Origin of the sequence: Streptomyces sp. MUM 2J, assembly GCF_022414535.1 — a bacterium.
Classification (GTDB): Bacteria; Actinomycetota; Actinomycetes; order Streptomycetales; family Streptomycetaceae; genus Streptomyces.
The window spans coordinates 84,002-105,380 of the sequence record NZ_JADWYM010000011.1; the positions used below are offsets into that span (position 1 = coordinate 84,002).

The window sequence follows — 21,379 nt, forward strand, 5'->3', positions numbered from 1 at the left end:
GCCTTCGAGAAGGCCGCCGTCCCCGTGCCTAAGAACCTATGGGGATTGCTGGGGCATGCGCAAACTGTTTTTTCGACGAGTTCGCATCAACTGACGGCCCCGTCCCCGGCGGGCGTCTCCCCGGTGTCCTCGCCGAGGTCCCGGCCCGCGCAGAGCGCCAGCACGTCGGACCCGTAGCGGCCGAGCTTGCGGGCGCCGACGCCGGGGATGCGGGACAGCTCCCGCTCGTCGTCGGGCACGGCCTCGGCGATCGCGATCAGCGTCCGGTCGGTGAACACGCAGAAGGCGGGCTGGCCGCTCCGCTGCGCCTGCTCCGCACGCCAGATGCGCAGCCGCTCGTAGAGGCCCTCGTCCATGTCGGAAGGGCAGTCCTCGCAACGCATCAGTTTCATCTCGCCGGCATCGGTGAGCGTGCGCCCGCAGACGCGGCAGCGGGCCGGGGTGCGCCGCTGTCTGCGCGGCACGGCGGTGTCCGGCGTCCTGGCGTCCCTCGGGTGGCCGCGATCGATGACGGCGCCGCCGGTGCCGGTCCGGCCGGCGTCCGCGCCGGAGGCGCCGCGACGGAGGCCGTCGAGGAAGCGGCTGGGCCGGCGGTGGGGCCGACCCCCGGGCGAGCGGGACAGCGACCAGGACACGTTCAGGCGTTCGCGGGCGCGGGTCACGCCGACGTAGAGGAGGCGGCGCTCCTCTTCGATCTGCTCGTCGGTTCTCGCGTAGGTGATCGGCATCATTCCCTCGGCGACCCCGACCAGGAAGACGGCGTCCCACTCCAGGCCCTTGGCCGAGTGGAGAGAGGCGAGGGTGACGCCCTGCACGGTCGGGGCGTGCTGGGCACCTGCCCGCTCGTCGAGCTCTGCGACCAGATCGGCGAGAGTCGCCCCGGGCCGGGCCGCGGCGAAGTCCTGCGCCAGGTTCACCAGGGCGGCGAGGGACTCCCACCGCTCCCTCACCGCGCCCGAACCCGCCGGGGGCTGCGGGGTCCAGCCCTCGCCGGAGAGAACGGCGCGCACTTGCGAGGGCAGGTCGACGGCGTCGGCGAGCAGGGAGTCGTTGCCGCCGAAACGGGAGGCGGCGCGCAGGGCGACCCCGGCCTTGCGTACCTCCGGACGGTCGAAGAAACGCTCGGCACCGCGCAGCTGGTAGGGGATGCCGGCGTCGGCGAGGGCCTGCTCGTAGGTCTCGGACTGGGCGTTGGTGCGGAAGAGGACCGCGATCTCGCTGGTCGGGACGCCGGCGTCGATCAGTTCCCGGATACGGCGGGCGGCACCCTCGGCCTCGGCGGGCTCGTCGTTGTGCTCGGTGAAGGCGGGCTCGGGTCCGGAGGGGCGCTGGGAGACCAGTTCGAGACGGTGGTCGGCAGCCCGGCCGCGGGCCTGGGCGAGGAGCCCGTTCGCAAGGTGCACGACCTGCGGGGTGGATCGGTAGTCGCGCACCAGCCGGACGACGGTGGCGCCGGGGTGACGGACGCGGAAGTCGAGGAGATGGTCGGGGGTGGCGCCGGTGAAGGAGTAGATGGTCTGGCTGGCGTCGCCGACCACGCACAGGGAGTCCCGATCTCCGAGCCACAGCTCCAGCAGGCGCTGCTGGAGCGGGCTGACGTCCTGGTACTCGTCGACGACGAAGTGCTGGTACTGGGCGCGGACCTGTTCTGCGACGTCGTGCCGGTCCTGGAGGATGCCGACGGTCAGCAGCAGGACGTCCTCGAAGTCGATGACGGCACGGTCACGTTTGAGGCCCTCGTAGACGGAGTAGAGCTGGGCGATCTCGGCCGGGTCGCGGGGGGCCTCACGGCCGGCCCTGGCGGCGGCGAGGGCGTAGTCGGCGGGGACGGTCCGGGTGACCTTGGACCACTCGATCTCGGCGGTGACGTCCCGCAGCTCGCCCCGGTCGAGGCGGATGCGGCAGGCGGCGGCGGCGTCGGCGACGAGCTGGATCTTGCGGTCGACGAGCCGGGGCATCGCCCCGCCGATCGCTTTCGGCCAGAAATACTGAAGCTGACGCAGGGCGGCGGAGTGGAAGGTGCGGGCCTGGACGCCCTGCGCGCCGAGCTGGCGCAGCCGGCCGCGCATCTCACCGGCGGCACGGTTGGTGAAGGTGACGGCGAGCACGCTGGAGGGCTGGAGGGCACCGGCGCGGACGCCGTAGGCGATGCGGTGGGTGATCGCCCGGGTCTTGCCCGTGCCGGCTCCGGCCAGCACGCACACCGGGCCGTGCAGGGCGGTGGCCACCTCGCGCTGCTCGGGGTCGAGCCCTTCGAGCACCGCGTCGGCAGAGTCCGGTGCCTGCGGGAAGAGGGTGGAGTGCGTTGCTGCTGTCACATGGCCATGCTGCCAGGTCGCCGGAGGCGGGAGCGGCGGTTGTCCACAGGCGGGGGCCAGCAGTCGTATGAATGCGACAGGCGTCACCTGGGGCGGCGCCCCCTCAAGGGAATGGTGGCGCTTTCAAGTACGTTTCCTCACTGCGAGCACCCGATCCCGACCCCTGAAGGAGTACGAGACACATGCCGGGCACTGTGACGATGTACAGCACCACGTGGTGCGGCTACTGCCGCCGACTCAAGAGCCAGCTGGACCGCGAGGGCATCACGTACGACGAGATCAACATCGAGCAGGACCCGGAGTCCGCGGCGTTCGTGGAGAAGGCCAACGGCGGAAACCAGACGGTGCCCACGGTGCGGGTGGTGCCCTCGGCCGGTGGCGGCGAGGTCGTGATGACGAACCCGAGCCTTGCCCAGGTGAAGCAGGCTCTCGCGGCCTGACGCCCCAGCCCCTTCCGCCCCCTCCGGTCGACGCCGCCGGAGGGGGCGCGCTCTGTCCACGGGGGGAAGCGCGCGGAGGGCCCTGCCCGGGTGTCTCCCGGCGCCCTGCCCGCGCGTCTCCCGGCGTCGCACGCGCGCCCGCGCAGGAGGGGTTCCGCGTGGGGGCGTCACGGGCGGTCCGGGACACCCCTCCCGCGTCGTACTCAGACGCTCCGGGTCGGCAGGGGCTTGCCGTACCAGAGCTCGATCAGGCGGGCGGCGATGGAGATGCCGTAGGGCGGCAGCACCTCACCGGAGTCGAAGGCGGCCCCGAGGTCGTCGCGGGAGAACCAGCGGGCCTCGTGGATCTCGTCGCCGTCGACATCGATCGCGGTGGAGGTGGCGCGGGCCAGGAAGCCCAGCATGAGACTGGACGGGAAGGGCCAGGGCTGGCTCGCGACGTACTCGACCTGCCCGATGGTGACGCCGGCCTCCTCGAACACCTCGCGGCGCACGGCCTGCTCGATGGACTCGCCCGGTTCGACGAACCCGGCGAGCGTGGAGAAGCGGCCCTCCGGCCAGTGGACCTGCCGGCCCAGGAGTATGCGGTCGTCCTCGTCGGTGACCGCCATGATCACCGCGGGGTCGGTGCGCGGGTAGTGCTCGCCGCCGCAGGCGGGACAACGGCGGATGTGGCCGGCGGCGGCGATGACGGTGCGCTCGCCGCAGCGGGAGCAGAAGCGGTGGGTGCGCTGCCAGTTCTCCAGCCCGACCGCATGCACCATCAGGCCCGCGTCGCGCGGCGACAGCAGCAGGCCGGCCTCGCGCAGGCCGGCCGGGCGGGCGGACTGGTCCATACGGCCCGGCAGCGCGTCCTTCTGGAGCGCGAAGTAGCTGACGCCGTCCTGGTCGATGCCGAGGAAGTAGCGGTGCGCCTCGGTGAGGGGGGCCTCGAAGGAAGGGGTCATGACGAGTTCGGTTCGGCCGTCGGGTGTCTCGTCGATGAGGACCTGACCGCCGGAGACCACGAAGCAGCGGGTCGAGGGGTGGCTCCACGCCGCCGCGAGCCAGGCCTCGTCCAGACGGTGGTGGGCCGCGCGGTCGACACCGCTGGGCGCGGTCAGTGAGATGGGTCGGTCGGCGGTGTGATCGGTCCAGGTGGTCACGGGTGCTTCCAACTCCCCCGGTGAAACGGTTGGTTCGGGCGGCGGTTCGGCGGTGCGTACAGCGGGAGGCCCCCTGCCGGGGCGGGCCCCGGCGGGTGCTCGGCGGCGGTCGGCGGGTGCGGGGCGGCCCTTCCAGTGTGCCCCGGCCCTCGGTGCGCTCCGAGCGGCGGCAGGAGCTCAGGGCGCATGGCGCCAGGACTCGGCGAGGTCGCCCCACAGGTAGGCGCTGGTCTCGACGCCCTTGAACAGCAGGTCCAGCTCGACCTTTTCGTTGGGGGCGTGCCAGCCGTCGGAGGGGACGGAGATGCCCAGGAAGAGCACGGGGGCGCCGAGGACGTCCTGGAGGTCGGCGGCGGGACCGGAGCCACCCTCGCGGGTGTAGCGGACGGGCTGCTGAAAGGCGCGGCCCATGGCGCGGACGACGGACTGCAGGGCCGGGTGGTCCAGTGGCGTCAGGCACGGGCGGGTGGCTCCGCTGAAGGTGATCTCGTGCCGGATTCCGGCGGGCACCTGATCGTCCGCCCAGGCCCGCACGGCCTTCTCGACGTGGCCGGGTTCCTGACCGGCCACGAGGCGGAAGGACAGCTTGAGCATCGCCGAGGACGGGACGATCGTCTTGCTGCCGGGGCCCTGGTAGCCGCCTCCGATGCCGTTGACCTCGGCGGTGGGGCGGGCCCAGATGCGTTCCAGCGTGGTGTGCCCGGCCTCGCCGTGGGTGGCGTGCGACTTCGCGGTGCGCAGCCAGCGCTCCTCGTCGAACGGCAGCTCGGCGAAGAGCGCCCGTTCGCGCTCGGTGAGCTCCACCACGCCGTCGTAGAAGCCGGGGATCGCCACGTGTGCGTGCTCGTCGTGCAGGGCGGCGACCAGGCGGGCCGCGGCGGTGGCCGGGTTCGGCACGGCGCCGCCGAAGGAGCCGGAGTGGATGTCCTGGTCGGGGCCGTGCAGGCGGATCTCGCACTCGGCGAGGCCGCGCATGCCGGTGCACACGGTGGGGGTGTCCTCGGACCACATGCCGGTGTCGGAGACGATCACGGCGTCGGCGGCCAGTCGGCCGGCGTGCTCCTCGACCAGGGCGCGGAAGTGCGGCGAGCCGGACTCCTCCTCGCCCTCGATCAGCAGCTTGAGGTGCACGGCCGGGGCGGTGCGGCCGGTGGCGGCGAGGTGGGCCCGGACACCGAGGGTGTGGAAGAGCACCTGCCCCTTGTCGTCGGCGGCCCCGCGCGCGTAGAGACGGGCGCCGCGGACGACGGGTTCGAACGGCTCGCTGTCCCAGCCGTCCTCACGGGCGGCGGGCTGCACGTCGTGGTGGCCGTAGATGAGGACGGTGGGCGCAGCGGGATCGGCGGAGGGCCACTCGGCGTAGACGGCGGGGGCGCCGGGAGTCTGCCAGACCTCGACGGTGGGGAAGCCGGTCTCCGTGAGCTTGGCCGCCAGCCAGTCGGCGCTGCGCCGCACATCCGGGGCGTGGCCGGGCTGGGCCGACACGGACGGGATGCGCAGCCATGCGGTGAGGTCGTCGAGGAAGGCGGTGCGGTGGTGCTGGATGTACGCGCGGACGGCGCTGTCCGGGGTCTGGCTCATGGTCACGAGCCTATCGGCACTCCGTGACGTCCCGGCTGGGCCGTTCGTCACACGGCGGACCGCCGAGCAGCAGCCGCTCCAGTGCGGCCCGGTCCGGCAGGCCGCCGGGGCGGACGACCTCGCCGGTGCGGACGTACAGGAACGCCGCCGTGACCGACTCCAGGGGGACACCCCGCTGCTCGGCCCAGGCAAGGCGGTACACGGCGAGCTGGAGCGGGTCGGCGTCGCGGGCGCGGTTGGTCTTCCAGTCGACGATCTCGTACGTCGCCGTGTCGCCGTCGCCCTCCTTGTAGACGGCGTCGATGCGGCCCCGCACGACGCGGCCGGCGATGTCGATCTGGAAGGGGGCCTCGACCAGGTGAGGTGTGCGGTGGGCGTATGCGGTGCGCTCGAAGGCCTCCTTGAGCACCTCCAGCTCGCGTTCGTCGGCGATCTCGGCGTCGCTGCCGGGCAGCTCGTCCGGCTCCAGCAGGGGCAGGGTGAGTTCTTCGAAGCGGGCCTCGACCCAGGCGTGGAAGCGGGTGCCGCGGCGTGCGGCCGGCTGCGGGGGGCGGGGCATGGGGCGTGCGAGTTCACGTGCGAAGCCGTCCGGGTCTGCGGCCAGGCGCAGCAGCTGCGACGCGCTCAGCGACGCGGGCAGGGGGACCTCCGTGACCGTCTGCCGGGCGCGCAGCAGCTCCCCGGCGAGTGCGTCGAGGTCACGGTCCCAGGACGCGACGGTGCGGGCCTCCTCGGGAGTGAGGGGTGCGGTCAGCGGCGCCCGGGGGCCCGCGGGCGCGCCGGTACGCCCGGAGCGCCCCGGGCGTGCGCCGTCGGCTTCCGGTGCGGTCGCCTGGTGCGGGAGGAGCGTCCGGTCCGGGGGACGTGCGCTCCGGTCGGGGGCGGGGCCCTGGGGCGGGTCACCGTCCGGCGGGGCGCCGTCGAACGGATCGGGGTCGGGGGCGTCCTGACCGCGCGGGTCGGCGTCCCGCTGTCCCGCCTCGAACGGGTCGTCTCCGTCGTACGGCGGGCCGCCGCCGTCGTACCAGGGTCCGCCGCCGTCGTGCGGCGGTGCCGGGTCGTCCCACGACGGGTCGGTGCCGTCGTGCCGGGGGCCGTACGGCGGTGCCGCCCCGTCGTACGGGGGATCCACGTCGTCGTGCGGCAGGTCGTCGTCCTCGGGCGGCGGGGGCCAGTCGGGGTCGTGGTGGGTGTCGGGGACATGGGGGGCCGGAAGGTGGTGGGGCGGCCCGTCGGCGAGGGCGTCCAGGTGGGCGAGGACCGTCTCCGCGGCCGCCCGTCGGCGGGCCAGGGCGGCGGCGTCGAGCGGCAGGGGCCAGGCCAGGTCGGCGGTGGCCCGGTGCAGGGCGGGGTTCTCCTCGCCCTCCTCGGGTGCCTCGGACCAGGCCTCGGTCTCGCCGTACCCGGCGGCGCAGTGGTCGTGCAGGGCGAGCAGGAAGCCGGAGGGGCCGCGCGGCCTCTTCTGCGTGGGACCCCACCAGTGCCCGGAGCCGAGCAGCAGCGAGCGGGGGCGGGTGAAGGTGACGTAGCCGAGCCGGAGTTCCTCGGTGTGCTGGTGGTCCTTCATGGCGTCGTGGAAGGACTTCAGGCCGCGCGCGTCCCACGCCTGCACGTCGGGCAGGGTCTCGGCGTCACCGCGCAGGCCGTGCGGCACCACCTTGGCCTGGGCCGTCCACTTCTCTCGCCCCTGGCCGCTGGGGAAGGTGCCTTTGACCAGACCGGGCACGGCGACGACGTCCCACTCCAGGCCCTTGGACTTGTGCGCGGTGAGCACCTTGACGGTGTTCTCGCCACCGGGCAGGGCGTTGTCGAGGCCCTTCTCGTACTGCGCGGCGGTGCGCAGGAAGCCGAGGAAGGCCAGGAGGGACGCCTCGTTGTCGCCGGCGGCGAAGGACGCGGCGACGTCCAGGAAGTTGGACAGCGTCTCGCGGCGGCGGGCGGCGAGGGCGTGCGGGGACGCCGACAGCTCGACCTCCAGCCCGGTGACGGCGAGGACGCGGTGCAGGACGTCCATGAGCGGGTCGGCGAGCGAGCGGCGCAGGTCGCGCAGTTCGGCGGCGAGGCGGGCGAACCGCACGCGCGCGTCGGGCGAGAAGGGCAGCCCGTCGTCGTGGCCGGCGCCGTCCAGCGGGGTCTCCAGAAAGGTGTCGAGGGCGTCGGCGAGCGATATCACCTCCGCCGGGTCGACCCCCTCGACGGCGGCGGCGAGCCGGCGGTCGGGGTCCTCGTCGCCGCCCACGCGCGCAGGGGATACCAGCAGCCGGGCACGGCGGCCCAGCAGGGCGAGGTCGCGCGGGCCGATGCGCCAGCGGGGCCCGGTGAGCAGCCGGACCAGGGAGGCGTTGGCGCCGGGGTCCTGCAGGACCTCGCAGACGGCGACGAGGTCGGCGACCTCGGGCAGGTGGAGGAGACCGGAGAGGCCGACGACCTCGACGGGGATGTCGCGGGCGACGAGTGCGCCCTGGATCTCCGCGAAGTCGGTCGCCGTCCGGCACAGCACGGCGATCTCACCGGGGGCGGTGCCGGTGTGCACCAGGTGGGCGATCGACCCGGCGATCCAGTCGATCTCCTCGGCGTGGGTCGGCAGCAGCGCGCAGCGCACGGTGCCGTCGTGTTCGGCACCGTGGGCCGGGCGCAGGGCCTCCACGCCCGCGTGCATGGCCCGCAGGGGGGCTGCCAGGTCGTTGGCGAGGCCGAGGAGGCGACCGCCGCTGCGGCGGTTCTCGCTCAGCGCCTGACGGACGGCGGTCCGGCCGTCGGGGTGGGCGAAGTGCTCGGGGAAGTCGTCGAGGTTGGCGACGGAGGCACCACGCCAGCCGTAGATCGCCTGGCACGGGTCGCCGACGGCGGTCACCGGGTGGCCGGTGCCGCCGCCGAACAGGCCCGCGAGGAGGACGCGCTGGGCGACGGAGGTGTCCTGGTACTCGTCGAGGAGGACGACGCGGAACTCCTCGCGCAGGATGCGGCCGACCTCGGGGAGCCGGGCGAGCTGCGCGGCGAGGGCGATCTGGTCGCCGAAGTCGAGCAGGTCCCGTTCGCGTTTGGCGCTCCGGTAGCGCACCACCAGTTCGGCCAGCTCCCGGCGGGCGGCGGCCGTCTCGGGGACCCTGCGCAGGTCGGCGTTGCTGAGCCGGGCGCCGTCCAGGCTCAGCAGCAGCTCGGCGTCGTACGCACGCAGCGCCTCGGGACGTACGAGGTGCTCGGCGAGTTCGGCGTCGAGAGCGAGCAGGTCGCTGACGAGATCGGGGAAGGAGCGGACGAGGGCCGGGTAGGGGCCGGGGGCCTCGCGCAGGACGCGCGCGGCGAGCTGGTAGCGGCTGGCGTCGGCGAGGAGGCGGGCGCTCGGCTCCAGGCCGATGCGCAGACCGTGGTCGCTCAGCAGGCGGCCGGCGAAGGCGTGGTACGTGGAGATCACCGGCTCGCCGGCCGGCTGGTCGGGGTCGACGGCGTCGGGGTCGGTGACGCCGGCCGCGGCGAGGGCCCTGCGGACGCGCTCGGCGAGTTCACCGGCGGCCTTGTTGGTGAAGGTCAGGCCGAGGACCTGCTCGGGGGCGACCTGCCCGGTGCCGACCAGCCAGACCACACGTGCCGCCATCACCGTCGTCTTGCCGGATCCGGCTCCGGCCACGATCACCTGCGGGGCGGGGGGCGCGACGATGCAGGCCGTCTGCTCCGGGGTGAAGGGGATGCCGAGGAGCTCCTTGAGCTGCTCGGGGTCGGTGAGGCGCGCGGACACCTCAGAGAGGCTAACGGGAGGTACCGACAGCGGCGGCCGTCCCACCCCACCACACCGGGGCCGGCGCAGGTCGGCGCGTGTCGTGCGATCCGTCACAGGGCCGTGCCCGGCCGGTCACTCCACCACGTGCCGTCCCTCGGGCCGGGCGCTGCAGGAGGCGCGGAAGGCGCAGTGCGTGCAGTGCTGCCCGGCGGTCGGGGTGAAGCGCTCGTCGAGGACCTTGCCCGCAGCGGTGGCGAGGAGCTCGCCCACCCACTCGCCCGACGTGCCGTCCAGGGGCTCCTGGGCCTGCACCCTGGGCAGCGTCTCGCCGCCCTCCCGCTTCGCGGCGCCCTGCCGCAGCTGGACCAGTTCGGCGCCACCGGGTGCGGGGCGGTCCCCGTCGAAAGCGGTGTCGACGGCGCCCTCGCGCACGGCGAGCTGGTACACGGCGAGCTGTGGGTGGCGGGCCACCTCGGCGGCGCTGGGGGCCTGCTTGCCGGTCTTGAAGTCGACGACGTAGGCACGGCCTTCGCCGTCGGTCTCGACGCGGTCCATCTGGCCGCGGATGCGCACGGTGTGGTCCCCGGCTTCCAGGGTGACGTCGAAGTCGTGCTCGCTGGCGACCGGGGTGCGTCCGGAGCGGTCCATGACGTGCCATTCCAGGAACCGCTCCAGCGCCACGCGTGCGTTGGCCTTCTCCTGCTGCGACTTCCACGGCGCGTCGAAGGCGAGCGCGTTCCACACGGAGTCCAGGCGCTCCATCAGGACGGCGAGGTCGGCCGGGGTGTGACCGGAGGCGACCTCGTCGGCGAGGGCGTGGACGACGTTGCCGAAGCCCTGGGCCGCGGTCGCGGGCGCGTCGGCCTTGACCTCGCGGCCGAGGAACCACTGCAGGGCGCAGGTGCCCGCGAGCTGGTCGAGGGCGCTGCCGGACAGCACGACGGGCTGGGTGCGGTCGCGCAGCGGCACCCTGCTCTCGGTCGGGTCCCACATGCCCCACCAGCGGTAGGGGTGCGCGGACGGCACGAGGGGGCGGCCGTCGTCGGTGAGCGCGGCGAGCCGGGCCAGCCGGCGGGCGGCGGCCTCCCGGAGGGCGGCGGAGACGCGCGGGTCGACGGTGGTGGCGCGCAGTTCGGCGACGAGCGCGGCGACGGACAGGGGGCGGCGCGGCCGGCCGGTGACGTCCTTCGGTTCGACGCCGAGCTCGGTGAGGAAGCGGGAGGGCTGGTCACCGTCGTCGGCCGGAGCCTTCACCGCGGTGACGACGAGGCGCTCCCGCGCGCGCGTGGCGGCGACGTAGAACAGGCGACGTTCCTCGGCGAGCAGCGCGCCCGGGGTGAGGGGCTGGGCCAGTCCGTCGCGTCCGATGCGGTCGGCCTCCAGCAGGGATCCGCGACGGCGCAGGTCCGGCCACAGGCCCTCCTGCACACCCGCGACGACGACCAGGCGCCACTGCAGGCCCTTGGCGCGGTGCGCGGTCATCAGGCGGACCGCGTCGGGCCGCTGGGCGCGCCGGGTGAGGGTGTCGGCGGCGATGTCCTCGGCCTCGGTCTCCGCCAGGAAGTTCAGGGCGCCCCGGCCGCCGGTGCGCTCCTCCGCGCGTGCGGCGTTCGCGAACAGGGCGCACACGGCGTCCAGGTCGCGGTCGGCGTTGCGGCCGGCGGCGCCGCCGCGCCGGGCGGCGCGCTCCAGGCGCGCGGGCCACGGTGTGCCCTCCCACAGGTCCCACAGCGCCTCTTCGGCGGTGCCGCCGGCCGCGAGACGCCCGCGGGCCCTGCCCAGCAGGGCGCCCAGGCGCTGGGCACCGCGCGCGTAGGCCGGGTCGTGCACGGCGAGTCGCTCGGGCTCGGCGAGGGCCCGGGTGAGCAGGTCGTCGGAAGGAGGTGGCAGCGGGTTGCCCGCGGCGCGCTCCTCCTCGCGCAGGGCACGGCCGAGACGGCGCAGGTCGGCGGCGTCCATGCCGGCGAGGGGCGAGGCGAGCAGGGTGAGGGCGGTCTCGGTGTCGAGCCAGCAGGCGCCGGGCTCCGCGTGCGTGGCACCGGACGGGGTGTCCTCGCCGGACGGCGTGTCACCGGCGGGGTCCGCCGCCTGCTCGGCCTCGGCGGCGGCCACCGCGCGCAGTGCGGTCAGCAGCGGGGCGACCGCGGGTTCGTGGCGCAGCGGCAGGTCGTCGCCGTCGATGTCCAGCGGGACGCCGGCCGCGGTGAGGGCGCGGCGGACCGTGGGGATCGTGCGGGAGCCGGCGCGCACCAGGACGGCCATGTCGCGCCAGGGGACGCCGTCCTCCAGATGGGCCCTGCGCAGGATGTCGGCGATGTTGTCCAGCTCGGTGCCGGCCGTCGGGTAGGTGTACACCTCGACGCGGCCCCCCTCGCGGAGGGGGGTGAGTTCCCGGTGGGCGCGCACCCTGTCGGCCGGGAGCCGGGTGAGCGGCATGCGCCGGGTCAGCAGCCGGGTGGCGGCCAGCAGGGCGGCCGGGGAGCGGCGGGAGACCCGCAGGACCTCGACGGGCGCCGGCCGGCCGTCCGGGCGCGGGAAGGACTGCGGGAAGTCGAGGATGCCGCCGACGTCGGCGCCGCGGAAGGCGTAGATCGACTGGTCGGGGTCGCCGAGGGCGACGAGGGTGCGTCCACCGCCGGCCAGCGCGTGCAGCAGCCGGACCTGGGCGGGGTCGGTGTCCTGGTACTCGTCGACGTACACGGCGTCGTACCGGTCGGCGAGCCGTGCGGCGGCCTCGGGGCGGTCGGCGAGGAGCACCGCGCGGTGGACCAGCTCGGCGTAGTCGAGCACACCCTGCAGGTCCAGGACGTCCAGGTACTCGGCGAGGAACGCGGCGGCGGCGCCCCAGTCGGGACGGCCGATGCGGCGGGCGAAGGCGGCGAGGGCGTCGGGGCCGAGGCCCAGCTCGCGGCTGCGGGCGAGGACGGCCCGCACCTCGTCGGCGAAGCCCCGGGTGGTCAGGCAGGCCCGCAACTCCTCCGGCCAGCGCACGTGTGCGAGGCCGAGCCGTTCCAGGCCGCTCTGGCCGGCGAGCAGCTCGCGGACGGTGACGTCCTGCTCGGGGCCGGACAGCAGTCGCAGCGGTTCGGTGAACAGGGTGCTGTCCTGGTGGGCGCGGACCAGGGCGTAGCAGAACGAGTGGAAGGTGGTCGCCTGAGGGGCGCGGGAGGCTCCCATGCGCAGGGCCATGCGGTCGCGCAGTTCGGCGGCGGCCCTGCGGCTGAACGTGAGCACCAGGATCCGGGTGGGGTCGCCGCCGCGGGCGATCCGGGCGGCCACCGACTCCACCAGTGTGGTGGTCTTGCCGGTGCCCGGGCCCGCGAGGACGAGCAGCGGGCCCGCCTCGTGGTCAACCACGGCACGCTGGGCGGCGTCCAGACGAGGGGGATCCACACGGGTCGGCGGGGTACGGACCAGTCGGTAAGCGCCACGGTTCCCCTCGCGCACCTGGGGGTGCGCGAGGCGCCTGGTGGAGGAAGAGGAGCTCACGTGGTTCGCCGGTCCTGGGTGGGTGTACTGGTGGGGCGACCGCCGCGCGTGCGGATCGGTGGCGGCGGGATGAAGGGGGCGCGCGCTGCCGACGCTACGTGGGCGACCAGTGCGGAAGTAGGGATTCCCCTTCTTCCCGCAGAGCACTCGCGGCACTCCCGGCACCCGGGCCACGCCGGCCCCTCACCTCACGAACGTACGTCATGGCACCCCTGTGCCCCGATTCCCCCGTACGGATCACGCGTCACACGGGGAGGCGGACGATGCCGGAAGCTGTCAGATGTGACCCTGTGCGTGTCCGCCGCCGTCCCACCGCGCCCGGCGCATGTCGAGGCGCGGCATACGGCCCCCAGCGGCTCTCCCGGCCTCCTTCAGCGGCGTCCCCTCCTCGCGGTAGCGGGCGAGCGCCCGCAGCTCGTGGCCGGGAAGCAGCACGCCGTCGGCGCGCACGACACGCCACCACGGCACGGCACCCCCGTAGAGGGCCATCACACGGCCGACCTGCCGGGGCCCTCCCTCCTCCAGCCATTCGGCGACGTCCCCGTAGGTCAGGACCCGCCCGGCCGGCACGGACTCCGCGACCTCAAGGACCCGTTCGGCGTACTCGGGCAGCGCGTCGGTGTACTCCGCATGGGCGTCGCCCGGAAGGCTCTGCTCGCTCATTCGTCCCATCCTGCACCACCCCACCGACAGTACGGCGGGCGTGCGACCGTGCGTGACCCTCGTCCCCGGACGGCGCCTCCGGCAGACTGTGCGCCCCCGCATTTGCACCCTGATGCCCCCGTGTGTCGGTGCGGCATGCCACCATCGTGCGGGCGGTGACCGGTGATACGAGACCAAGAAGAGACGATGAAACAGCAGGGTGTGCACCCCGGGGACGCGGAGGGCAGCTCTGGCGTGGCGTCACGCCCCGGCACCGAGGGCCAGGACGGCCGGCACGACCAGGACGCCACGGAACCGGACACCCCGCACGACCGGAGCGACGACGCGTCCGCCCCCGGCGAGACTCGTGAGGTGGTGCACATCGACGAGGTGGAGGGCGACGAACCGCTGCTCCCCGCGCGCGTGCACCGCCCCTCGGACCTCATGCGGCTCCTGGTGGGGGTGCTCGCCATCGCGGTCCTGCTCGGGATCGCGGCCTTCGCCCACGGCACGACCTCGGGGCTCGAACAGGACATCAACAAGGGCACCGGCCAGGCTCCCGATCTGCTCATCAAGATCGCGGGACTGGCCTCCAGCATCGCCATCCTGCTGGTGCCGGTCGCGTTCGCGATCGAGCGGCTGATCAAACGGGACGGGCTGCGCATCGCCGACGGAGTGCTGGCCGCCGTCCTCGCCCACGGTGTGACCCTCGCCACGGACCTGTGGGTGGCCAAGGCCGCGCCCGGCTCGATCCAGGAGGCGCTCACCCAGCCCTCCCCCAGCGACATCCAGGCGCTGACGGACCCGGTCCACGGCTATCTCGCGCCGGTCATCGCGTACATGACCGCCGTCGGCATGTCCCGCAGACCGCGCTGGCGGTCGGTGCTGTGGATCGTGCTGTTGCTCGACGCGTTCTCGATGCTCGTCACCGGCTACACGACCCCCTTCTCGATCATCCTGACGGTCCTCATCGGCTGGACGGTGGCGTACGGCACGCTCTACGCGGTCGGCTCACCCAACGTCCGTCCCACCGGCCAGACGCTGATGGCGGGCTTGCGGACCGTCGGCTTCCACCCGGTCAGCGCGGCCCGCGAGGACGCCGGGGAGGCCGCCGAGAACGCCGACCGCGGCCGGCGCTACTTCGTCACCCTGGAGGACGGCCCGCCGCTGGACGTGACGGTCGTGGACCGCGAGCAGCAGGCACAGGGCTTCTTCTACCGCGCCTGGCGCAATCTGACCCTGCGCGGCTTCGCCACCCGCAGCAGCCTGCAGTCGCTGCGGCAGGCCCTGGAACAGGAGGCACTGCTCGCCTACGCGGCCATCGCGGCCGGCGCGAACGCACCCAAGCTGATCGCGACCTCCGAACTCGGTCCGGACGCCGTGATGCTCGTCTACGAGCACACGGGCGGACACACCCTGGACTCGCTGCCGGACGAGGAGATCACCGACGAGCTGCTGCGCAGTACCTGGCTCCAGGTGCAGGCGCTGCAGTCGCGCCGCATCGCGCACCGCAGGCTGGCCGGTGACGCGATTCTGGTGGATCGTTCCGGCAAGGTGATCCTGACCGACCTGCGCGGCGGCGAGATCGCGGCTGGCGACCTGCTTCTGCGCATGGACGTCGCCCAGCTGGTGACCACGCTCGCCCTGCGGGTGGGCGCCGAACGGGCCGCGGCCTCCGCCGTGAGCGTGCTCGGCCCGGAAGCGGTCGCCGACTGCCTGCCGATGCTCCAGCCGATCGCCCTGACCCGCGACACGCGCGCGACGCTGCGGAAGCTGGCCCGGGAGCGCGCTCAGCGCGAGCGGGAGGCGGTCCTGGAGGCCTCCCGGCAGGCCAAGCTGGCCCGCGCGGAGACGGCCGGCGAGGACGCGGAGACCGTGTCCGGCAAGAAGACGGCACGGGCGCACACGCGTGCGGAGAAGCGGGCCATCGACGAGGCCGCGGAGGAGGCACGCGAAGAGGACCTGCTCACGCAGATCCGGCACGAGGTGCTGCGCATCCGGCCCCAGGCCCCCGTCGAGCCCGCCCGTCTGGAACGCGTGCGCCCGCGCACGCTGATCAGCTTCATCGCCGGCGCCATCGGCGCGTACTTCCTGCTCACTCAGCTCACCCACATCGAGTTCGGTCCGCTCATCGCCAACGCCAAGTGGGGCTGGGTCGCGGCGGCGGTGCTGTTCTCCTCGCTCAGCTACGTCGCTGCGGCCATGCAGCTGCTGGGGTTCGTACCGGAGCGGGTGCCGTTCCTGCGCGCCGTGGCGGCCCAGGTGGCCGGATCGTTCGTGAAGATCGTGGCACCGGCCGCGGTCGGCGGCGTGGCCCTCAACACGCGCTACCTGCAGCGGTCGGGGGTCCGTCCGGGACTGGCGGTGGCCAGCGTGGGCGCCTCGCAGCTCGTCGGGCTCGGCGCGCACATCCTGATGCTGCTGGCCTTCGGCTACCTCACCGGCACCGAGAAGACCCCGTCGCTGTCGCCGTCCCGCACGGTCATCGCCGGTCTGCTGACGGTGGCGGTGCTCGTGCTGGTGGTCACCTCGGTGCCGTTCCTGCGGAAGTTCGTGGCCACGCGCGTGCGGTCGCTGTTCGCCGGGGTCGTGCCGCGCATGCTCGACGTGCTCCAGCGCCCGCAGAAGCTGCTGACCGGCATCGGCGGGATCCTGCTGCTGACGGTCTGCTTCGTGATGTGCCTGGACGCCTCCATCCGCGCCTTCGGCAGCGAGTCCACGACGTTGAGCATCGCGAGCGTCGCCGTCGTCTTCCTCGCCGGCAACGCCCTCGGCTCCGCGGCGCCGACCCCGGGCGGCGTGGGCGCCGTCGAGGCGACCCTGACCGTCGGCCTGATCGCCGTCGGACTGCCCAAGGAGGTCGCCGCGCCGGCCGTCCTGCTGTACCGGCTTCTCACGCTGTGGCTGCCCGTTCTGCCGGGCTGGCTGGCGTTCAACCACCTCACCCGCAAGGGCGCCCTGTAGCAGGTGCGGCCCGCGTACCTCGTACGGCCCGCGTCCCGCGCGCGTGCGCGCGGCACGCAGCAGGATGGGGCCATGCCCAACCCCTCCCGGCTGCGCGCCGCCGCCCTGACCGCCACGCTGCTGCTGACGTCCCTGCTGGCGGGGTGCAGCGACACCGCCGAAGCAGACGACGACCTGACGGCCCAGGAGCTGAACTGGGAGGACTGCCCGGCCCCGTCCGCGGCGGAGGGCGGCGGCGCGGCACCCTCGCCGCTCCCGGACGGCGCCTCGTGGCAGTGCGCCACCATGAAGGCGCCGCTGAACTGGGACGACCCCCGGGGCGAGACGATCGGCCTGGCACTGATCCGGGCGAAGACCTCGGGCGACGAGAGCCGGCGCATCGGCTCGCTCGTCTTCAACTTCGGTGGCCCCGGCGGCTCGGGCGTCACCACCCTGCCCGCCTTCGGCGAGGACTACGCTGCCCTGCGCACCCGCTACGACCTGGTCAGCTTCGACCCGCGCGGGGTCGGGCGCAGCGCCCCCGTGAAGTGCGAGGACGACCAGCAGCTCGACGCGTACTTCCAGCAGGACGCGACCCCGGACGACGCGGCCGAGCGCGCAACCCTGCTGGAGAACACGCGCCGGTTCAACGCGGCCTGTGAGAAGAACTCCGAGCAGATCCTGCCGCACGTGCGCACCACCGACGCCGCCCGCGACATGGACCTGATGCGCCAGGTCCTCGGCGACGACAAGCTGTACTACTTCGGCATCTCCTACGGCACCGAACTCGGCGGCGTCTACGCCCACCTGTTCCCCGGCCGCGTGGGCCGGGCCGTCTTCGACGCGGTCGTCGATCCGACGCAGACTCCCGAGCAGGGGTCCCTGGGGCAGGCGAAGGGCTTCCAGCTCGCACTCGACAACTTCGCCGAGGACTGCACGTCGCAGCAGGAGGACTGCCCCGTCGGGGACACCCCGCAAGACGTCCAGGACCGCATCGCGAAGCTGCTGGCGGACCTGGACAGCAAGCCGATCCCCGGTGTCTTCCCGCGTGAGCTGACCCAGACCGACGCCACCAACGGCATCGCACAGGCTCTGTACTCGAAGGACTTCTGGCCGTATCTCACCGAGGGGCTGGACCAGGCCTACGGCGGCGACGGCAGCATCCTCATGGCCCTGTCGGACTCGCTGAACGGCCGCAACGAGAACGGCGAGTACAGCAACATCGCCGCCGCCAACGCCGCCATCAACTGCGCCGACGAGAAGCCCCGGTACGACACCGCCTACGTGGAGCAGAGACTGCCGGAGTTCCGGACAGCCTCACCACTGTTCGGCGCCTACCTCGCCTGGGGCATGCTCAGCTGCACGGACTGGGCCGTGCCCGGCGCCGCCGATCACCCCGACGTGAGCGCGCCGGGCTCGGCGCCGATCCTCGTCGTCGGCAACACCGGTGACCCGGCCACGCCCTACGAGGGGGCGCGGAAGATGGCGCAGGCGCTCGGCGACGGGGTCGGCGTGGAGCTGACGTACAGGGGCCAGGGGCACGGCGCGTACGACAGCAAGAACCCCTGCGTGCAGAGCGCGGTGAACGGCTACCTGCTGGAGGGGAAGGTGCCCGACGCCGGGACCGTCTGCGGCCCGTGATCCCGGACACTTCCCGGCCGAACCAGCAAAGTGCCAGGTCAGATGGTTATCCACAGGCTCGGACGGGTGAGCTGTGATCCGCCTACTATGACCTGACCGCCGTCCGACGCCCGATGCGGACGGCTCACGAGGGGGGAAGACACATGGTGCGAGTGGCTCGGTGGACGGCGGTCGGTGCCGCCGCCGCACTGCTGGTGGCGGGGTGCAGCAGCGGATCGTCGTCGCCCGAGGACGGCAGGAGCGGGGGGCGGAGCCCGGGGACGGGCAGCGCGTCCGCCCCGTCCGGCTCCGCGGCGGAACTGCCGTCGTCGCTGACCTCGCAGAAGCTCGGCTGGGGGCGCTGCCGGGGCACCGCGGACTCCCCCGCGCCCGGCGGTGACTGGCAGTGCGCGACACTCAAGGTCCCCCTGGACTGGTCGAAGCCCGGCGGGGAGACCATCGGGCTCGCCCTGATCAGGGAGAAGGCCCGGGGCGGCGACCGCATCGGATCACTGCTCTTCAACTTCGGCGGCCCCGGCGGCTCCGGTGTGGCCACCATGCCGGCCTACGCCTCGCTCGTCTCCTCGCTGCACGAGCGGTACGACCTGGTCAGCTGGGATCCGCGCGGTGTCGCCGCCAGCCACGGCGTGCGCTGCCGCAGCGATGACAGGATCCAGGCCGCCGAATCCATCGACGCCACCCCCGACACCCCGGCCGAGGAGGCGGCCTACCTCAAGGACGCCGCCGACTTCGGCAAGGGCTGCGAGAAGGCCGCGGGGAAGCTGATGGCACACGTGTCGACCACGGACACCGCCCGCGACATGGACCTGATGCGCCAGGTCCTCGGCGACGACAAGATGCACTACTTCGGCATCTCCTACGGCACCGAACTCGGCGGCGTCTACGCCCACCTGTTCCCCGGCCGCGTGGGCCGGCTGGTGCTGGACGCGGTCGTCGACCCGAGCGCCGACACCGTCGGCCACGCCGAGAACCAGGCACGCGGCTTTCAGCGCGCCCTGGAGGACTACCTGAAGTCGACCGGCCAGGATCCCGACCGGGGCAGCCGGAGGATCGCGGCGCTGCTGAAGCGGCTCGACGCCGAGCCGCTGCCGACCTCCTCGGGCCGGAAACTGACGCAGACCCTCGCCGTCACGGGCATCGTCCTGCCGCTCTACAGCCAGGACAGCTGGCCGAGCCTGACCAGCGCCCTGAAGGCGGCCGACGAGGGCGACGGCTCCGAGCTGCTGGCCCTCGCCGACGGCTACAACGATCGCGACGGCTCGGGGCACTACGGCACCACGACCCACTCGCAGCGGGTCATATCGTGCCTGGACGACAAGCAGCGGCCGACGGTGGCCGAGACGAAGAAGCGGCTGCCGGAGTTCGAGAAGATCTCCCCCGTCTTCGGGTCCTTCCTCGGCTGGGACACGGCCGGCTGGTGCCACGACTGGCCGGTGCCAGGCCAGTACGACACCCCGGAGGTGAGCGCGCCGGGCTCGGCGCCCATCCTCGTCGTCGGCAACACCGGCGACCCGGCCACGCCCTACGAGGGCGCCCGGCGGATGGCGCAGGAACTGGGCAAGGGCGTCGGCGTGGTGCTCACCTGGAAGGGCGAGGGACACGGGGCCTACGGCAGCGGCAGCGGCTGCGTGGACTCGACGATCGACGCTTACCTGCTGAAGGGCGCGGTGCCGCAGGACGGCAAGGTCTGCTCCTGACGGCGGGGCCGCCCGGTGGACCCGGGCGTCCACCGGGTCCACCGGCCGGCCCCGCCACGGTCTGCGGGCTGGAAGACGCCCTGGCCGGGGGTCAGGAGGTGGCGCGGGTCGTACCGGCAGCACGCCTCCGCCAGCCCCGGCCAGGCATCCCGGAACTGGATCCGCCAGTCCTCCCGGCTGAAGGGGATGCTCCCGACGGGGTACTGGGCGCCGCCGGCCGCGGCCTCGTAGGCGGCGGCCGACGGCGGCACTGCCGTCGGGCGGAGTGGCCGGCAGGACGTCGAAGAGGTACGGCAGCGGATCGTCCGGGACGCGGAAGAGCGACGTGGTGAGGCGGTCGTGCCGTATGCGGAGCGCCCGACTACGGCTCCCTCGCTTCCCCGCCCCGCTCTCCCCGGCCGCCCCGCTTGAGGTGGTGCTCGACCGGGGCGGCCGGGTGTCAGGTCGGCAATGACAGAAGCCCACGGCCTCTGAGCTGGCCAGAGACGTGGGCTTCTTCAGCCTCGCCGGTCGGCGAGGGCGGTGGTCAGTAGACCGGCTTGTGCGGCTCGATCTGGTTGACCCAGCCGATCACACCGCCGCCGACGTGGACGGCGTCGGAGAACCCGGCGGACTTCAGAACGGCGAGGACCTCCGCACTGCGGACACCCGTCTTGCAATGCAGGACGATCTTCTTGTCCTGCGGGAGGCTCTCCAGGGCGGTTCCCATGAGGAACTCGTTCTTCGGGATCAGCCTGGCGCCCGGGATGCTCACGATCTCGTACTCGTTGGTCTCGCGGACGTCGATGATCTCGATGTTCTCGCCGCCGTCGATCCACTCCTTGAGCTGCTTGGGAGTGATCGTCGCGCCGGCCGCCGCCTCCTGGGCCTCCTCGGACACGACGCCGCAGAAGGCCTCGTAGTCGATGAGCTCGGTGACGGTCGGGTTCTCGCCGCAGACCGCGCAGTCGGGGTCCTTGCGGACCTTGACCTGGCGGTACTGCATCTCCAGGGCGTCGTAGATCATCAGGCGGCCGACCAGCGGCTCACCGGTGCCGGCGAGGACCTTGATCGCCTCGGTGACCTGGATGGAGCCGATCGACGCGCACAGCACGCCGAGGACGCCGCCCTCGGCGCAGGAGGGAACCATGCCGGGGGGCGGGGGCTCCGGGTAGAGGCAGCGGTAGCAGGGGCCGTGCTCGGACCAGAAGACGGAGGCCTGGCCGTCGAAGCGGTAGATCGAACCCCACACGTACGGCTTGTTGAGCAGCACGCACGCGTCGTTGACCAGGTAGCGGGTCGCGAAGTTGTCCGTACCGTCGACGATCAGGTCGTACCGGCTGAAGATGTCCATCACGTTGTCGGCTTCCAGCCGCTCCTCGTGAAGGATCACGTTCACGTACGGGTTGATGCCCTTGACGGTGTCACGCGCGGACTCCGCCTTGGAGCGGCCGATGTCGGCCTGGCTGTGGATGATCTGGCGCTGCAGGTTGGACTCGTCGACCTCGTCGAACTCCACGATGCCGAGCGTGCCCACGCCCGCGGCGGCCAGGTACATCAGCGCCGGCGAGCCCAGGCCGCCGGCGCCCACACAGAGCACCTTGGCGTTCTTCAGCCGCTTCTGCCCGTCCATCCCCACGTCGGGGATGATCAGGTGGCGGGAGTACCTGCGGACCTCGTCTACGGTGAGCTCGTCAGCCGGCTCGACCAGGGGTGGCAGCGACACGGGGACTCCGTTGGTCGGTCAATCACTACGGTTGTTCTGCCGTAACACTGCCACGCGCTC

General features: G+C 73.3%; 12 protein-coding genes. 4 read left to right on the forward strand and 8 right to left on the reverse strand.

Going from position 1 to position 21,379, the window contains the following annotated elements:
• Positions 1-86: 86 nt before the first annotated feature.
• On the reverse strand, positions 87-2,378 hold the full coding sequence (locus tag I3F54_RS12825) for an ATP-dependent DNA helicase UvrD2 (protein WP_275676086.1): 2,292 nt from the start codon (positions 2,376-2,378) through the stop codon (positions 87-89).
• A 122-nt stretch (positions 2,379-2,500) separates the two neighbouring features.
• On the opposite strand from I3F54_RS12825, the gene I3F54_RS12830 reads away from it, so the two are divergent.
• Positions 2,501-2,758 carry a mycoredoxin gene (locus I3F54_RS12830; protein WP_240118832.1) on the forward strand — a complete coding sequence of 86 codons (258 nt, stop codon included), beginning with the start codon at positions 2,501-2,503 and terminating at the stop codon, positions 2,756-2,758.
• 203 nt (positions 2,759-2,961) lie between these two features.
• On the opposite strand, the gene nudC is transcribed toward I3F54_RS12830, so the two are convergent.
• From nudC to I3F54_RS12855, 5 genes are all read right to left on the reverse strand, one after another.
• Complete coding sequence (gene nudC, locus I3F54_RS12835) at positions 2,962-3,903, reverse strand: NAD(+) diphosphatase (RefSeq protein WP_240118833.1); 942 nt, start codon at positions 3,901-3,903, stop codon at positions 2,962-2,964.
• Positions 3,904-4,080: 177 nt separating this feature from the next.
• The gene (locus tag I3F54_RS12840; RefSeq protein ID WP_240118834.1) at positions 4,081-5,484 is read right to left on the reverse strand and encodes a dipeptidase; all 1,404 of its coding nucleotides are present in this window, start codon (positions 5,482-5,484) and stop codon (positions 4,081-4,083) included.
• Between the two features lie 10 nt (positions 5,485-5,494).
• Positions 5,495-9,220, reverse strand: coding sequence for an ATP-dependent DNA helicase (locus I3F54_RS12845; RefSeq protein WP_240118835.1), 3,726 nt, complete (start codon positions 9,218-9,220; stop codon positions 5,495-5,497).
• 114 nt (positions 9,221-9,334) lie between these two features.
• Complete coding sequence (locus I3F54_RS12850) at positions 9,335-12,691, reverse strand: ATP-dependent DNA helicase (RefSeq protein WP_240118836.1); 3,357 nt, start codon at positions 12,689-12,691, stop codon at positions 9,335-9,337.
• 276 nt (positions 12,692-12,967) lie between these two features.
• Positions 12,968-13,354: an MGMT family protein gene (locus I3F54_RS12855; RefSeq protein ID WP_240118837.1), complete on the reverse strand. Its 387-nt coding sequence runs from the start codon at positions 13,352-13,354 to the stop codon at positions 12,968-12,970.
• 186 nt (positions 13,355-13,540) lie between these two features.
• Between I3F54_RS12855 and I3F54_RS12860 the strand changes: the two genes are divergently transcribed.
• The 3 genes from I3F54_RS12860 to I3F54_RS12870 all read left to right on the forward strand — a co-directional run bounded on the left by I3F54_RS12860 (position 13,541) and on the right by I3F54_RS12870 (position 19,614).
• Positions 13,541-16,297 (forward strand): lysylphosphatidylglycerol synthase transmembrane domain-containing protein, encoded by a 2,757-nt coding sequence (locus I3F54_RS12860; RefSeq protein ID WP_240118838.1) that lies wholly within the window; start codon positions 13,541-13,543, stop codon positions 16,295-16,297.
• Positions 16,298-16,369: 72 nt separating this feature from the next.
• On the forward strand, positions 16,370-17,917 hold the full coding sequence (locus I3F54_RS12865; protein ID WP_240118839.1) for an alpha/beta hydrolase: 1,548 nt from the start codon (positions 16,370-16,372) through the stop codon (positions 17,915-17,917).
• A 143-nt stretch (positions 17,918-18,060) separates the two neighbouring features.
• Complete coding sequence (locus I3F54_RS12870; protein ID WP_240118840.1) at positions 18,061-19,614, forward strand: alpha/beta hydrolase; 1,554 nt, start codon at positions 18,061-18,063, stop codon at positions 19,612-19,614.
• On the opposite strand, the gene I3F54_RS32370 is transcribed toward I3F54_RS12870, so the two are convergent.
• Together I3F54_RS32370 and moeZ are read right to left on the reverse strand one after the other, a co-directional pair.
• Positions 19,566-19,865: a hypothetical protein gene (locus I3F54_RS32370; RefSeq protein ID WP_240118841.1), complete on the reverse strand. Its 300-nt coding sequence runs from the start codon at positions 19,863-19,865 to the stop codon at positions 19,566-19,568. The two genes, I3F54_RS12870 and I3F54_RS32370, sit on opposite strands and share 49 nt — an antisense overlap.
• 275 nt (positions 19,866-20,140) lie before the next feature.
• A complete protein-coding gene (gene moeZ / locus I3F54_RS12880) occupies positions 20,141-21,319 on the reverse strand; it encodes an adenylyltransferase/sulfurtransferase MoeZ (RefSeq protein ID WP_240118842.1) in 1,179 nt (392 codons plus the stop codon).
• Positions 21,320-21,379: the final 60 nt, after the last annotated feature.

Excerpts from the sequence above, each read along its gene's own strand:
- I3F54_RS12830 (WP_240118832.1), top strand. The coding sequence starts at position 2,501 with ATGCCGGGCACTGTGACGATGTACAGCACCACGTGGTGCGGCTACTGC.
- I3F54_RS12840 (WP_240118834.1), bottom strand. The coding sequence starts at position 5,484 with ATGAGCCAGACCCCGGACAGCGCCGTCCGCGCGTACATCCAGCACCAC.
- I3F54_RS12855 (WP_240118837.1), bottom strand. The coding sequence starts at position 13,354 with ATGAGCGAGCAGAGCCTTCCGGGCGACGCCCATGCGGAGTACACCGAC.
- I3F54_RS12860 (WP_240118838.1), top strand. The coding sequence starts at position 13,541 with ATGAAACAGCAGGGTGTGCACCCCGGGGACGCGGAGGGCAGCTCTGGC.
- I3F54_RS12865 (WP_240118839.1), top strand. The coding sequence starts at position 16,370 with ATGCCCAACCCCTCCCGGCTGCGCGCCGCCGCCCTGACCGCCACGCTG.
- I3F54_RS12870 (WP_240118840.1), top strand. The coding sequence starts at position 18,061 with ATGGTGCGAGTGGCTCGGTGGACGGCGGTCGGTGCCGCCGCCGCACTG.